Source organism: Staphylococcus massiliensis CCUG 55927, assembly GCF_000298075.1.
GTDB classification, from domain to species: Bacteria; Bacillota; Bacilli; order Staphylococcales; family Staphylococcaceae; genus Staphylococcus; species Staphylococcus massiliensis.
This window is the reverse complement of record NZ_JH815593.1, coordinates 951046-967302: the sequence shown is the minus strand read 5'-3', so window position 1 is coordinate 967302 and position 16257 is coordinate 951046. Positions and strand designations below refer to the sequence as shown.

General features: G+C 37.1%; 13 protein-coding genes. 10 read left to right on the top strand and 3 right to left on the bottom strand.

Annotation, left to right across the window (positions count from 1 at the left end):
• Positions 1-58 precede the first annotated feature (58 nt).
• From A33S_RS0104945 to fabI, 7 genes are all read left to right on the top strand, one after another.
• Positions 59-406 (top strand): UPF0738 family protein, encoded by a 348-nt coding sequence (locus A33S_RS0104945; RefSeq protein WP_009383542.1) that lies wholly within the window; start codon positions 59-61, stop codon positions 404-406.
• 30 nt (positions 407-436) lie between these two features.
• Positions 437-1069 (top strand): GTP diphosphokinase, encoded by a 633-nt coding sequence (gene yjbM, locus A33S_RS0104940; RefSeq protein WP_009383545.1) that lies wholly within the window; start codon positions 437-439, stop codon positions 1067-1069.
• 12 nt (positions 1070-1081) lie between these two features.
• Positions 1082-1891: an NAD kinase gene (locus A33S_RS0104935; RefSeq protein ID WP_009383548.1), complete on the top strand. Its 810-nt coding sequence runs from the start codon at positions 1082-1084 to the stop codon at positions 1889-1891.
• Entirely contained in the window at positions 1888-2742 is an 855-nt protein-coding gene (locus A33S_RS0104930) for an RluA family pseudouridine synthase (RefSeq protein ID WP_009383550.1), read from the top strand. Before A33S_RS0104935 ends, A33S_RS0104930 begins: the two co-directional genes overlap by 4 nt.
• A 22-nt stretch (positions 2743-2764) precedes the next feature.
• Positions 2765-4153 carry a magnesium transporter gene (gene mgtE / locus A33S_RS0104925; protein WP_009383551.1) on the top strand — a complete coding sequence of 463 codons (1389 nt, stop codon included), beginning with the start codon at positions 2765-2767 and terminating at the stop codon, positions 4151-4153.
• Between the two features lie 10 nt (positions 4154-4163).
• A complete protein-coding gene (locus A33S_RS0104920; RefSeq protein WP_009383552.1) occupies positions 4164-5987 on the top strand; it encodes a monovalent cation:proton antiporter family protein in 1824 nt (607 codons plus the stop codon).
• A 527-nt stretch (positions 5988-6514) separates the two neighbouring features.
• Positions 6515-7285 carry an enoyl-ACP reductase FabI gene (gene fabI, locus A33S_RS0104910; protein ID WP_009383553.1) on the top strand — a complete coding sequence of 257 codons (771 nt, stop codon included), beginning with the start codon at positions 6515-6517 and terminating at the stop codon, positions 7283-7285.
• Positions 7286-8116: 831 nt separating this feature from the next.
• Here fabI and cozEa read toward each other — a convergent pair.
• A complete protein-coding gene (gene cozEa / locus A33S_RS0104905) occupies positions 8117-9202 on the bottom strand; it encodes a lipoteichoic acid biosynthesis protein CozEa (protein WP_009383554.1) in 1086 nt (361 codons plus the stop codon).
• A 239-nt stretch (positions 9203-9441) separates the two neighbouring features.
• Between cozEa and A33S_RS0104900 the strand changes: the two genes are divergently transcribed.
• The 3 genes from A33S_RS0104900 (at position 9442) to A33S_RS0104890 (ending at position 12404) form a co-directional block, all read left to right on the top strand.
• Positions 9442-11022, top strand: coding sequence for an alanine/glycine:cation symporter family protein (locus tag A33S_RS0104900; RefSeq protein WP_017176619.1), 1581 nt, complete (start codon positions 9442-9444; stop codon positions 11020-11022).
• Positions 11023-11102: 80 nt separating this feature from the next.
• Positions 11103-11840, top strand: coding sequence for an alpha/beta hydrolase-fold protein (locus A33S_RS0104895; RefSeq protein WP_009383556.1), 738 nt, complete (start codon positions 11103-11105; stop codon positions 11838-11840).
• 54 nt (positions 11841-11894) lie between these two features.
• Positions 11895-12404, top strand: a complete 510-nt coding sequence (locus A33S_RS0104890; protein WP_009383557.1) for a YjcG family protein — start codon at positions 11895-11897, stop codon at positions 12402-12404.
• 1229 nt (positions 12405-13633) lie between these two features.
• Here the strand turns inward: A33S_RS0104890 and ltaA are convergent.
• The gene (gene ltaA / locus A33S_RS0104880) at positions 13634-14842 is read right to left on the bottom strand and encodes a lipoteichoic acid biosynthesis MFS flippase LtaA (RefSeq protein ID WP_009383559.1); all 1209 of its coding nucleotides are present in this window, start codon (positions 14840-14842) and stop codon (positions 13634-13636) included.
• Complete coding sequence (locus tag A33S_RS0104875) at positions 14820-15995, bottom strand: diglucosyl diacylglycerol synthase (protein WP_009383561.1); 1176 nt, start codon at positions 15993-15995, stop codon at positions 14820-14822. The genes ltaA and A33S_RS0104875 overlap by 23 nt, the downstream gene beginning before the upstream one ends.
• Positions 15996-16257 lie beyond the last annotated feature (262 nt).

Genomic DNA, 16257 nt, shown 5'->3' with positions numbered 1-16257 from the left:
CAGTGGGCGATGAGATTTAAATTATGTTAAACTATGATATGAATAAGGAGGTTCTATTATGCGAATTTATGTTACAGAAATAAAAATTGAAGAGGATAGCATTCTTTGCTATACAGATAAGCCTACTGAAGGTTATGAAGAAGGGAATCAAGTTTTAGTAGATAGTGATAATTATGCGTTCGTTGCGTTACTTGACGATGGACAAGCATTCTCTTATCTTAACTTTGTTCAAGAAACTTGGTCTATGATACATAATCATCGCGGTAAGCGTTTAATTATAAATGATGATTTAGAACTTAAACAATTCTGGGATGAACTTGACTACTTATTAGAAAACATCGAAGGTAATTCTAATTACGGCAAGGACTTTGTTAAAGAAGTTGAAGAGGCCTTTGAATTAGAATAATTTATGTGTATGAAAGCGAAGTGAGGAACGATGAATCAATGGGATCAATTTTTAACACCTTACCAACAAGCTGTTGAGGAATTAAAAATTAAATTAAAGGGGCTTCGTAAACAATATGAACTCATAGAGCACGCTTCTCCAATTGAATTTGTGACAGGGCGTGTTAAGCCGATAACGAGTATTATCGAAAAGGCGAATAAGCGTGATATTCAATTTGACCGATTACATGAGGAAATGTATGACATTGCTGGCTTACGTATGATGTGTCAGTTTGTTGATGATATTGATGTGGTTGTTGAATTACTGAGACAACGTAAGGATTTCAAAGTGATTGAAGAACGTGACTATATTAATAATATGAAGGAAAGTGGCTATCGTTCGTATCATGTTATTATTTCATATCCAATCGAAACGTTAAGTGGTCAAAAAGATATTCTAGCTGAAATTCAAATTCGCACGTTAGCGATGAATTTCTGGGCAACTATTGAACACACGTTACGTTATAAATATGACGGCGATTATCCGCCTGAAATTCAGAACCGCTTAGAACGCGCTGCTGAAGCGGCGTATTTACTCGATGAAGAAATGTCTGAAATTAAAGAAGAAATTCAAGAGGCTCAGAAATATTACTCTAAGAAACGTGCGAAAAAACATGAAAATTAATGGGGTGGCATGATGCGTTATACGATTCTTTCTAAAGGGGATTCTAAATCAAATGCGTTAAAGTACAAGATGATGAATCATATGCAAGATTTTAAAATGATTGAAGATGATGAAAATCCTGAGATCGTGATATCTGTAGGCGGTGACGGTACGCTATTACAAGCGTTCCATAAGTATAGTCACCGTTTATCAGACTGTGCGTTTGTCGGTGTACATACTGGGCATTTAGGGTTTTATGCGGACTGGTTACCGCATGAAGTTGAGAAACTAATTATTGAAATCAATAACTCTGAATTCCAAGAGATTGAATATCCGTTACTTGAAATTGTCGTAAGATATAATGATAACGGTTATGAAACGCGATATCTTGCATTAAATGAAGCAACGCTTAAAACTGAAAATGGTACCACGCTTGTGGTAGACATTGATATCCGAGGTAAACATTTTGAACGCTTCAGAGGTGATGGGTTATGTATTTCAACGCCATCAGGTTCTACTGCTTACAACAAGGCATTAGGCGGTGCGTTGATTCATCCATCTTTAGAAGCGATTCAAGTAACAGAAATTGCGTCAATTAATAACCGTGTGTTCCGTACGGTCGGGTCACCGCTCGTGTTACCGAAACACCATACATGCCATGTAACCCCTGTAAACCATGATACGATTTTAACAACGATTGACCACGTGAGTGCGAAACATCGTAATGTTAAAGCGGTACAATATCGTGTCGCTAATGAGAAAATCCGTTTCGCACGCTTTAGACCGTTTCCGTTCTGGAAACGTGTGCATGATTCATTTATTTCAAGTGATGATGAAGCATGATTTTCACATATACAATTGAAGAGGATGAATTGTTAAAGTCGTTCTTATATCGACATGACTTTTCAAAGAAGACAATTAGCGCCATAAAACAAGATGGCGCTTTACTTGTAAATAACGCGCATGCCACGGTTCGTTATCAACTGAGTCCGGGAGACTGTTTAGAAGTTCGATTACCGCGTGAACTGCCGAGCCCGAATTTAATCCCCTTTGAAAAGCCACTTAACATATTATTTGAAGATGATTTCATATTAATTGTTTCGAAAGCACCTATGCAAAATAGTGCGCCGTCACGGGAACACCCTCATGAAAGTTTAGTTGAACAGGCTTTGAACCACATGAATAATCAAAATGAAACGGGTATACCACATATTGTAACCCGTTTAGATCGAAACACGTCAGGTATTGTCGTCTTTGCGAAGTCACGGCACATACACCACTTGTTATCAGAAGCGCCGATGCATAAGAATTACGTTTGTTTATGTGAAGGGGAAACGTCGCTTGAAGGTGACATTATCAAACCGATTATGCGTCATCCGGACAGTATTATAGAACGCATGGTGCACCCAGATGGTAAGTACGCGCATACGTCGTTTAAGCGACTAGGATATAAGCATGGTGTGAGCTTATGTGACGTTAGGATACATACAGGACGTACACATCAAATTAGAGTACATTTTAAAGCAATTGGCCATCCGCTACTTGGTGACGGTTTATATGGTGGTCAAACAGACCAATTTCAATATCATATGCTTCACGCCGAAAGAATCCTTTTCACACACCCGATAACACTTGAAAAGCTCGATATTGTCGACCAATTTTCAGATATCAGAAATCGGTTTAATGCATTATAATGATTATGGGAGGGTGAGATAGATGTCTGTGGACAAAGAACTTAATGATTACAAAGAAGAACACGTTTATGATAGCGCGTTACTCGATGATTTACTTGAAAAAGGTGATATAGACCGATTTCGTGAAGAATTTCTATCTATGCATAATTACGAACAAAGTGAATACTTTGAAGATAGCACAGATGAACTACGCCAAAAAATCTATGAATTCTTATCTCCTGAAGAAGTAGCTGGCTTTTTTGATAATTTAGAATTTGATGACGAAGAATATGAATCGTTATTTGATAATATGAACGCGACTTATGCGAGTAAGGTTTTAGAAAGCATGTCTTACGATAACGCGGTTGATATTTTAAATAACTTATCGCGTACGAAGATAGCGAGTTTATTAACGCTTATGAATCGCGAAGATGCTGGTGAAATTAAGGCCTTACTTCATTATGAAGAGGATACTGCCGGTGGTCTGATGACAACCGAGTATATTTCACTATTAGAGACGACGCCAGTTAAAGAAGCGTTAATGCACGTTAAAGAACAAGCACCACAAGCAGAGACGATTTATGTCATCTTCGTTGAAAATGAAGACAAACAACTTGTAGGTGTCTTATCACTACGTGACTTAATTTCTGCAGAAAATGATGCTTACATAGAAGATATCATGAATGAACGTGTTGTAAGTGCGAACGTTGCAGAAGACCAAGAAGATGTTATGCAGACGATGAAAGACTACGACTTTATCGCAGTACCTGTAGTTGACTATCAAAATCATCTGCTCGGTATTATCACCATCGATGATATCTTAGACGTTATGGACGAAGAGGCAACAGAAGACTACTCTCGCTTAGCCGGGGTATCAGATGTTGACTCTACAAATGATTCTATTGTGAAGACTGCGATGAAACGTTTACCGTGGCTCATTATTTTAACGTTCTTAGGTATGATTACTGCGTCTATTCTAGGGTCGTTTGAGGCAACTCTAGAAAAAGTGGCGCTACTTGCTGCGTTTATTCCGATTATTAGTGGTATGTCCGGTAACTCTGGTACACAATCACTTGCGGTATCGGTACGTAATATTTCTACAGGTGAAATTGATGAACAAAGTAAATTTAAGATTGCTTTAAGAGAATCCGGTAGTGGTTTCTTAACCGGATTGATTTGTGCGACTGCTTTGTTTATGATTATTGTATTGTTATACCAAACACCTATTTTAGGCTTGATTGTTGGCGGCAGTTTAACGATTGCCATGACAGTCGGTACGTTAGTAGGTTCTTTGGTACCGTTAGTAATGAATAAACTCAATATTGACCCTGCTGTTGCAAGTGGTCCATTTATTACAACGATTAACGATATAGTAAGTATGCTGATTTACTTTGGATTAGCTACCACATTTATGGATTACCTAATCCATTAGGGGGAACAATATGGAATTTGTCTCATTAGTAGTCGTTGTACTTGTCGCATTTATAACGCCTATCATTGTAAATAGATTAAAGATCAATTTTTTACCGGTTGTTGTAGCCGAAATTCTAATGGGTATTTTAATCGGTAGTTCAGTACTCGACTTAGTACATAGAGACGACATGCTCAATATTTTATCGACATTAGGTTTCATCTTCTTAATGTTCTTGAGTGGTTTAGAAATTGATTTTAATGCTTTTAAGAAAAGTAATGATGACAAGGATAAACAAGGTCCTGGACATCTCAAACTCGCGCTAATCATTTTTATGTTGATTATGATCGTGTCAATCGTACTCGCTTACGGTTTTAAATGGCTCGGCTTAATTGATGACGTCTTATTAATGGTCATTATCATTTCGACCATTTCACTTGGCGTCGTGGTGCCTACTTTAAAAGAAATGAACATCATGCGTACGACAATTGGTCAGTTTATGTTACTGGTTGCTGTGTTAGCTGACTTAGGTACGATGTTACTCCTAACTGTGTACGGTACCTTGCATGCGAAAGGCGGCGGTACGTTATGGTTAATCGGTATCCTTGTTGTATTCACGATACTGTTTTACTTACTTGGCGGTTACTTTAAACGTTCGCCGTTATTACACAAGTTGATGGATGGTACGACTCAAATAGGTATCAGAGCTGTATTTGCGTTAATCATTCTTTTAGTTGCCTTAGCTGAAGGTGTAGGGGCTGAAAATATTTTAGGTGCCTTCTTAGCAGGTTGTGTTGTATCGCTACTTGGTCCTGAACAAGACATGGTTGAAAAGCTTGATTCATTTGGATATGGCTTCTTCATACCGATATTCTTTATTATGGTTGGGGTAGATTTAAACATTCCTTCCTTAATTAAAGAACCAGCGCTACTCATTATTATTCCGATCTTAATTCTGTCATTTCTAGTATCGAAATTAATTCCGGTTGCTTTGATTCGTAAATGGTTCGATTTCAAGACAACGTTATCCGCAGGGTTCTTATTAACGTCAACGTTATCACTTGTTATCGCTGCGGCTAAAATAGCGGAGAAGTTAAATACGATTACCCCTGAGATTTCAGGTATCTTAATCTTAAGTGCGGTCATCACATGCGTGTTCGTTCCGATCGTATTTAAAAAGACCTTTCCAATACCCGATGAAATGTCGCGAAATATCCGCGTCGCGATTATCGGTAAGAACCAATTGTCGATTCCAGTAGCTCAGAATTTACATTCATCTTTATATGATATCTCTTTGTTCTATCGCAAGGATTGTTCCGATAATCGTACGTTAGATGAAGGTATCGCGATGATGGAAATTTCGGATTATGATGAAGAGATGCTAGACTATCTCGGCTTATTTAAGAATGAAATTGTCGTTTGTTCAACTAATGAAGACGACATTAACCGCAAAGTTGCTTTAATGGCTAAAGAAAAAGGTGTTAAGCGTGTAATTTGTCGTTTAGAATCTGGTGAAAATGTAGCTGAGTTAAAAGAACAAGATGTAGAAATATTCAGTAGTTTCTTAAGTAATAAAACGTTACTTAAAGGTTTAATTGAAACACCTAACATGTTAAACATCTTAAGTAATGTTGAAACGTCACTATACGAAATTACAATGTTAAATTATCAGTACGATCAAATGGAATTACGTAACTTCCCGTTTGGTGGCGATATTATCTTCGTACGTATTATACGTAATAATGAATCTATCGTGCCGCACGGTGATACACAGTTACACTTCCAAGACCGTTTAATCGTGACTGGTTCAAAAGAATACGTAGACCAATTAAAACGTGAATTAGAATTACGTTAAATATTAAATGTCGGGTATAGGACATTAATCTTGAAATAGAGCATTTAAGCTTTATTTCATACAATTCTCAAAACAGTTGACTCAGAGGGCGGGGCCCCAGCACAGAAATTTGCGCAAGCAAATTATCAAGCTATGCAAACTGGGACTCTTTCTCATGAACAAAGTAGCGTCGCTACTTTGTAAGTCCAACTAACAAACTTAAAGTTTGAGTTGGACTTTACAGGAAAGCATGCTGTTAAAGAGAATTGTAGTATTTAGTCCTAGATCCGGCGTTTTTTTAGTTTTAGGGTGTATGTCCGATGATATTACATGGGACTCGAGGGCAACTAGGTTTAAGGCGTCATTTACTTATAAATGCGTAGCGGATCGTGAAGGGCTTTTCAAGGAGGGGAAGCGTGAAACGAAAAACCGCTATAAGTAATAGGGTCGATGTATATGTCAGTTGGCGTACCTATAAATTGTGCTATCGTAAAATTAATGTTAAACTAAAATTAATCTATATATTTTATATAAAAGGAGTCGTTTGAATGTTAAATTTAGAAGGAAAAACGTATGTAATCATGGGGATTGCGAATAAGAGAAGTATTGGATTTGGTGTGGCTAAAGTGCTTGACGAATTAGGCGCGAAGCTTGTATTTACGTACCGTAAAGAGCGTAGTGCGAAAGAACTTGATAAGCTACTTGACACTTTAAACCAATCAGAAAAACGTATGTACCAAATTGACGTTCAAAGCGATGATGACGTTATCAATGGTTTTGAAAAGATTGGACAAGAAGTAGGTAAAATCGACGGCGTGTACCACTCAATCGCGTTCGGTAATATTGAAGAATTACGTGGCCGTTATTCAGATACGTCACGCGACGGTTTCTTATTAGCGCAAGATATTAGTTCTTATTCACTAACAATTGTTGCGCGTGAAGCGGCTAAAATTATGAACGAAGCGGGTAGTATCGTTGCGACATCTTACATCGGCGGCGAATTCGCTGTTCAAAACTACAACGTGATGGGTGTTGCGAAAGCAAGTTTAGAAGCAAATGTGCGTTACCTTGCGCAAGACTTAGGTAAAGACAATATCCGTGTGAATACGATTTCTGCAGGTCCTATCCGTACATTAAGTGCGAAAGGTATCGGCGGTTTCAACACAATCTTAAAAGAAATCGAAAGCCGTGCACCACTTCAAAGAAACGTGGATCAGGAAGAAGTTGGTAAGACTGCAGCTTACTTATTAAGCGATTTATCAAGCGGTGTTACTGGCGAGATCATTCACGTTGACGCTGGTTACCACGCTATTAAGTAGTAGGGTTTAGTAGTACTTGAGCGCGTAGAGTCGGATCGCGTGGTTCGAGTACGTTTAATCGCGCGTGAGACGTTTGCGTTTAGTTGATCGAGTTAGCTCATCGTGTAAACCATATGTTTATAAATAATTAGTTAAGCGTTGCCAGTTGAAATTACTTGCGCGTTTCCTTTTTGAAAAGTCGAGGCCTAAGGGCTTCGGCTTTTTTTGTGGTTATATAGGATTTATGTGGTGTAGCAGAACAAGGGGGTTAGTCAGTTTAGTTAATCAAACAGCAATAGGTTTACACGTTTTTATTGTCTTGTAAATTTAATGGGGCTTGGTTTACACGTTTTTAGAGTCTTGTAAATTAGAGGGGCTTTTAATTACACGTTTTCGAAGTCTTGTAAATCTAGGGGCATTTGAATTACACGTTTCTAAAGTCTTGTAAAATAGAGGGGCTTAGGTTTACACGTTTCTAAAGTCTTGTAAATTAGAGAGGCTTTGTTTTACACGTTTTCGAAGTCTTGTAAATTAGAGAGGCTTTGAATTACACGTTTTTGCAGTCTTGTAATTTTGAGAGGCTTTGTTTTACACGTTTTCGAAGTCTTGTAAAATAGAGGGGCTTAGGTTTACACGTTTCTAAAGTCTTGTAAATTAGAGAGGCTTTGTTTTACACGTTTTCGAAGTCTTGTAAATTAGAGGGGCTTTGTTTTACGCGTTTCCGAAGTCTTGTAAATCAAGAGGCATTTGAATTACACGTTTCTAAAGTCTTGTAAATTTGACGAGTCTAAAATTCAAAAAGACTATGAAGTGACTCTTTTCGAAATCACTTCATAGCCTTTAACTTACCAATTAATCCTTCACATCGCTGTTAGCTTTCAACATAATTTGTTGTCTATATCTGAAGATATGACGAACAATTGTCTTAAGTACGGCATATAATGGAACCGCCACAAGAATCAATGCGAAGCCGCCTAAGTTACCGGCTGCTAAGATAACAACGATGATTGTAAGTGGGTGAATGTTTAATGATTTACCCATGATGTTTGGTGTAATCACGTTACCTTCAAGTTGTTGTGCGATTAACGTGATGATACATACCCATAAGAATGTAGTAGGGCTTTGGATAATACCCATAATACCTGCTGGTAAGAATGCCATCCATGGACCTAAGAATGGAATCATGTTTGCTAAAATGGCGAATAACACAAGTAATAATGAATATTTTAATCCAATGATTGAATAACCTAAGTAAAGTATTGCACCTAGGATTAAACTTACGAGCACTTGACCTTGGATGTAGCTCATTAATGTATGGTTGATGTCCTTTAATAAATTAACGACGAAGATCTTGCGCTCTCCTGAAAAGATACCTGCAATCGCTGGGATAAAGCGTTCATGGTCTTTTAACATATAGATTAAGAAGAACGGTACCATAATTAATAAGAATAATGTAGAGACAAAAGTTGTTAAATAAGATAATGAATTTGAAAGTAACTGAGTTACTGTTGAACCAGCCTTAGAAATGATTTCGTTAATCTTGTTCGTTACGTCAGCTGGAAGACGATTCATTTGATCTAGCGCGAAGTTAACTAAACGTTGAACTTCATGTTGAATAGCTGGAATTTGTGTAATTAAATTCTCGATTTGAGATGCGACAAGTGGACCAACTATTAAGAAGAATACACCTATAATAAGTACTAATCCGAGTACAATAATCGTTATACTTCCCCAACGCGGTATGCGTCGTTTCTCGAGTAACTTTTGAAAAGGGAGACATATGTAGAATAAGAATCCACTTAACAATAATGGCAAGAGTACAGATTGAATGATGATGACCACAGGCATGAATACAGATTGAATCTGCATAAACAGTTTAATAAGTAGGAACAGGATGAGTAACATTATGCCTGTACGGAACCATACTTTGTTTACCATACTACAATCCTCCTATATATGTAATTTCATTCATTATAAATCATATACCCCATTACGAAAAGAATTAAAGCGATTCGAAGAAACTCATATCACAAATTTACATTGTTTCAAAACATTTGATACTCTATTAATTTTAATAAAAATTACATTGCACGGAACAAATTAAATGTGTATACTGAATAATGAGAATTATCAGAAAATTAATAATCTTTAAGTGAGGTTATTTAGGGGGAATGCTAATGCTTGAAAATGTGGTCAACAGTTTACTCGACATCATTTGGAGTAAACCGTTAGTTTATGGTCTGTTAATAACAGGTATTTTATTTTCATTAATGTTAAGGTTTGTACAAGTTCGTCATTTTAAAGAAATGATTCGTTTAATGTTCCAGGGTGAAAAGTCACCTACGGGTATCTCGAGTTTCCAAGCGATTGCTTTATCTTTAGCAGGTCGTGTAGGTACAGGTAATATCGTCGGTGTATCAACGGCTATCTTCATCGGTGGTCCAGGTGCCGTATTTTGGATGTGGGTTACAGCGTTTTTAGGCGCGAGTACAGCGTTCATTGAATCTACACTCGGTCAAATATTTAAGAAGGAAGATAAAGGTGAATACCGTGGGGGACCAGCTTATTACATAGAAGCAGGTATCAAAGGTAAAGTCGGTAAAATCTATGGTATCGTGTTCGCGGTTGTAACGGTTCTATCACTTAGCTTCTTATTACCAGGTATCCAATCTAATGCGATTGCGAACTCTATGAAAAATGCATTCGGTATTCCGACTTACGTTATTGCTATTGTACTCGCAATTATTTTAGGTCTTGTTATTTTCGGTGGGGTTAAATGGATAGCGAATGTTGCAACAGCAATTGTTCCATTTATGGCGATTCTGTACATCTTATTAGCGGTTGTTATCTTAGTGATGCATATCCAAGAAGTTCCAGCTATGTTTGCTTTAATCTTTAAATCAGCATTCGGTATGGAACAAGCTTTTGGTGGTATCATCGGTGCAATGATCGAAATCGGTGTAAAACGTGGTTTATACTCTAACGAGGCTGGTCAAGGTACGGGCCCTCACGCAGCAGCTGCTGCAGAAGTTTCACACCCAGCTAAACAAGGTTTAGTTCAAAGTTTCTCAGTTTACGTATATACATTATTCGTATGTACTGCGACAGCTTTAATTATCCTTATCTCAGGTACATACAACACGACTGACGGTAGCACAGATAAAGGCGGGGCACCAGGCTTAATCAAAGAAGGCGACGTATACATGCAAGCAGCTGACGGTTCTAAAGACTACTCAGGTACAGCCATGTATGTTCAAGCAGGTATTGATAAAGCATTAAAAGGCGATAATTATCAATTCGATCCAGCATTCTCAGGTTTCGGTTCATACTTTATTGCCATTGCGTTATTCTTCTTTGCTTTCACAACAATCTTAGCGTATTACTATATTGCCGAGACAAACGTGTCTTACCTTACACAAAATCGTAACAAAGGCTTCACGAAGATTTGCTTCAACGTAGCTCGAGTAGTATTAATCCTTGCTACGGTATATGGTGCAATTAACTCAGCAGACTTAGCATGGAGCATGGGTGACTTAGGAGTAGGTTTAATGGCGTGGTTAAACATCATAGCAATTTGGATCCTCTTTAAGCCAGCTATGAATGCTTTAAAAGACTACGAGCAACAAAAGAAAGCCAAAGGTTCAGGTCGCTATGCCATTTATAAACCTGATCCAAATGAATTACCAAACGCGACATTCTGGTTAAAAGATTACCCAGAGCGTTTACGAAAAGAAAAATTTGAAGAAAATCAATCTTAAATTGAATAAATAGCATTAAGCTTAAAATTTAGTGCGTCTCTTGATACAATGGGGTTAACAGTATTAGGGGGCGCATTATTGTGTTAGAAGATTTAAAAGTAGGCGAAATCACTAGAGTGCCTTTTCAAAGTGAGATATTAGATAGAGAAGTAACACTATCGATTTATCTCCCGAAAGACTATAGTGATTTATTTAAGAGTAAAGTTGTTATTTGTTTCGACGGCCGAGACTTCTTCCAGTTCGGTCAAATTCATCGATCTTATGAAAAGCTAAGACAAGAAGACAAAGTTTCACGTGCCATATTCATAGGCTTTCATTACGAAAGCGTTCAGAAAAGACGTGAAGAATTCCATCCGCAAGGCGAGCGCGCTTCTAAAACTGTTCAAGCGGTAGCGAATGAGTTATTGCCTTTCATAGATTCAAACTTCCCAACATACAAAGTCGGGAATGCGCGTCTATTACTAGGTGATAGCTTAGCAGGCAGTATCGCATTCTTAACAGGACTGTCTTATCCGCGCGTATTCAGTCAGGTTGGCATGATGAGTCCACATTCTGATGAAGTTGTCGAAACATTATTAGACCGTTGTCAGTTCAAAAGCGAGCTTAACGTTTGGCATACGATAGGTCTTGAAGAAGAGGATTTCAAATTACCTACGAACGGTAAACCTGCTAATTTCCTCACACCGAACCGTCATTTAAAAGACCTTATCAATCAAACCGATATGACGTATCACTACGAAGAACTCGATGGTGGTCACAATTGGAAAACTTGGAAAAATAAAATTGATGAATTATTAATGTACTTTTTAACTAACTAATTTTCAGAAATTTTGTTATAATTGTACATAGGGATAAACAAAGGAGGAATATCAATGAAATTAGGTTTAGCATTAATTCCATCAAAAGAATTGCAAGATGAAGTAAACGCATACCGTAAACGTTATGATACTCATTTTGCTTTAATTGCACCACATATCACGATTAAAGGTGAATTCGAAGCATCTGAAGACGAGCTTGATAAAATCAAAGGCGACATTGAATCAAAACTTCAAGACAAAAAGCCTGTTGAAATTCACGTTACAAAAGCTTCAAGCTTCGCACCTACAACTAACGTTATTTACTTCAAAGTTGATAAGACAGATGTATTAGAAGAACTATTCAACGAATTTAACGATGGTAGCTTCTTTGGTAAACCAGAACACCCATTTGTTCCACACTTCACAATCGCTCAAGGTTTATCTAGCCAAGAGTTCGAAGATATTTACGGCCAAGTTAAATTAGCTGGCGTGGAACACAAAGAAACAATCGACCAACTTTCTTTAATGCGTTACGACGACGAAAAAGAAAAATGGGTTGAACAAGAAACATTTAAATTAAACTAATCACTTGATGAGACGTCTTCCAATTGCATAAGCTGTTGGGTACGTTCATCCCATACTTTGTTTGCATATACAGTCCATTCGACTTCGGTTGAATGGGCTTTTTTAGGTTTGGCTGGATGAGGGATTTTGAGGTTTTGGTTAGGTGATGACTTAGTCGTATACACTAAGAACGAATTTGGGCCGGATTAGTCTGGTTAATTGAAGGGGGGGTGGCAGAAACTATTAGACTCTAGTATGAACTTATCTTAATTCTTGAAAAGACCTTTAGAATCTATGTCAGTTGAGGTTAATTGTATCGGTGGCTCGAATAATAGGTCTTGATGAGGGAGATGCAGTAGTAATTATCGATCATAAACGTCACAGGGTAGTGCTAATTTATCAAGAAAGTGAAAACGTGATAATCAGAGGGCTTCAGTTTATCAAGAAAGTGAAAACGTGATAACCAAAGGCTTCAGTTTATCAAGAAATCGAAAACGTGATAACCAGAGGGTGTTTGTTTATCAAGAAAGTGAAAACGTGATAACGAAAGGGCTTTAGTTTATCAAGAAATCGAAAACGTGATAACCAAAGGGCTTTAGTTTATCAAGAAATCGAAAACGTGATAACCAGAGGGTGTTTGTTTATCAAGAAATCGAAAACGTGATAACGAAAGGGCTTTAGTTTATCAAGAAAGTGAAGACGTGATAATCAGAGGGCTTCAGTTTATCAAGAAATCGAAAACGTGATAACCAAAGGGCATCAGTTTATCAAGAAATCACAAACGTGATAACCAGAGAGTGTTTGTTTATCAAGAAATCGAAAACGTGATAACCAAAGGGCTTTAGTTTATCAAGAAACTGAAAACGTGATAACCAAAGGGCTTTAGTTTATCAAGAAACTGAAAACGTGATAATCAGAGGGCTTCAGTTTATCAAGAAATCGAAAACGTGATAATCGCCAACTACCCTAGGTAATCTACCTCGGCGAAACCAAATTATGATTTTCTCACATTCACTATACCACACAGGCCGCTTTTATACATAACTATAACGAGAGACGATTTACCGTAACCACATCAAATTGATTAACTGTCGTCATACAACAACCTAATCCAAGATCCCACTATCCCTGAAACTAACCACCGCCGACAGCCACCATCAATCCATACCTCAAATTCCCCAAAAAAAGAACACCATCGAAAAGCCATGTCAGCTTTCGATGGTGACCCTCATTTAAAAAATTATAAAATTTTACGAAGCTTCTTTAGAACCCCATATCTGCTTCATGAAATATGAACCGTAGAATACGGCTAAGAACAAGATCGTAAATCCAGCGAAGTAAAAGGCGAACATCACGTTGTGCGTGAATTCCGTAATCCAACCGCCTACCATAGGTCCAATCATAGCACCGATACCTTGAAGACTGTTGAATACGCCCCATGTTTCTTCTTGTTCGTGAGATAAAATGAAACTTGCCATAAATGTATTCCAAGCAGGTAATAAGAACCCGTAAACTAAACCAATAAATAAGGCTAAGATTCCTGCGATAATAACATTTGATAAGAACGATAGACTTAAAATACTACTACCGTAGATTAAGAAACCGATAAAGATAACCAAGTACATAAACTTACGACTATTATTATCGATAATTTTAGAAAGTACTAACATTGAGAACGTACAGCCAATACCACCTATAATAAGCGCTAGCGTGTACTCTAAAGTCGAAACTTTCATAACTTCCTTCGCATACTTAGGTAAAATCGGAATTAATGCGCTAATCGCAACACCTTGTAAGACAATACCAGGAAATAAAATTAAATGACGTTTCGTAACTTCAAAGATTTGTTTAAGCTGCTCGCCAACTTTCTTCGTATTATAATCCGTTAACTTAACAGTTACGAAGTAATAGAGCACCCATGAAATGAGTACACAAAGTGGCATTAAGAAATTAAAGCCAAGCGGTTTAACTTTAAACAGTAAGTTCATTGAAATCATACCAATCATTAAACCAGCTAACCATCCGAAATATACATAGCCCATTTGCTTACCACGGCTTTCCTCGTTCACACTAGCAAGCATGATAACCCAAATAGGACTAACGGCAATCCCTAGAATTAATGCACTGATAATCAATACAACAGGAGAAGTAGGGAACCAAATGACTAAGAATAAACTTAAGAATGCAAGTGCAAATCCTATCGTTAATACCCATTTAGGACCTACACGTTTTAGGATAAAGCCAATCACAAAATTCGTAATCGCATCAGCGATAAAATGTAATGATATTGCAGTTGCCGTTAAACCAATTGAAATCTTAGCGTAGTTCGGCAACAGCGATAAATAACTTAACACATACATACCGCGTGCTAATTCCATTAAGAACAAAATAATCAGAAGTATTACAAAATTACGATTTAAAATTTTGTTACCGGAATTACTTGAGTAAGATTTTGGCATAAAGCGGAACCTTTCCATACATTTCATCATGTTGTGATGATTTACTTAACAAAGATAATAAATCATTACATAAACGTTGCGTTGGGTAAGAGATACGATTTTCAGCCATTTTATCTGTCATTTGAGCTAATTGTTTAGGATGGTTCGTTAAGTATGTCACGATGTCAATAGCCTCTTTAGGCGTTTGAGCAATTTTGCCGTACCCTTTATCCGTGAAGTAGTACGCATTTTCAAGTTCTTGCCCTGGCGCTGGATTTAGGAAAATGAGTGGTAACTTACGTGTTAACGCTTCTGAAATCGTGATACCACCTGGTTTAGTAATCATCAGATTACTCGAAGCCATCCACTCATTCATATGCTTCGTGAAACCTAAGATTAAGACACGGTGGCAACCCGCAAATGAAGCGCGTAGAGAACGCTTAAGTTCTTTATTGTTACCGCAAATCATCACCACTTGAGAGTTTTCACTATCTCTTAGGATAGAAGTAATCATTTCATCGAAACCTTTTGATACGCCAAAAGCCCCGGCAGACATCAATACTGTCTCACGATCTGGGTCTAACTTATGGTCTTTTAACCATTGACGCGTATCAATATCTTGTTCGAACTTTTCAGAAATAGGAATACCTGTAACTTTAATGTTATCTTGCGGAATACCAACTTGATGGAATTCTTCTTTAAGTTCTTTAGTCGCTACATAATAGCGCTCAATATCTGGTGTCACCCAGTTCTTATGTAGACGATAGTCCGTAATAACCGTCGCGATAGGAATATTAATATTAAACTGTTCCATTAATACTGAAATAACTGGTGTTGGGAAAGTTAAAAGTATTAAGTCAGGCTTTTCTTTCATAAGAAGGTTTAAAAGTTTATTTAAGCCGTAGTATTTGTAGAAACAGCTATTTACCGCATCCGGACGACTATAATAAAACATTTTGTACATATTTCTGAAGTATTTAAAACTATTGATGTACCATTTTTTTAACATCGAAGTGAGTATCGGGTGAGCTTCTAAAAATAAGTCGTGTTCTATCACAGAAAGATGATCTAGATTTAATGTGTTTAATTGTTCGACAATGCTATTTGTAACTTGCAAATGTCCATTACCAAACGATCCAGTGATAATCAGAATTTTTTTGTTTTGAGTAACCATAAGAAGCCACCCTCCATGTATTTTTTATTTCAAGCTTAGTTTAACTTATTTGATATTATATTTTAAAGGGGAATTTAGAGTTATTACAAAATCATAACACAATATTAACTTTATATTAACTTTAAATTCATTAATTCTCAATACATCTTATGGCCTATGAGGAAAAGAACAAGAAGGCAAATTCGTTCCTACGTTAAGGCTTTACCCAATTTTATCGCTCATGAAAGCAATTTTAAAATATTTATGTGCCACTTTCGATAAA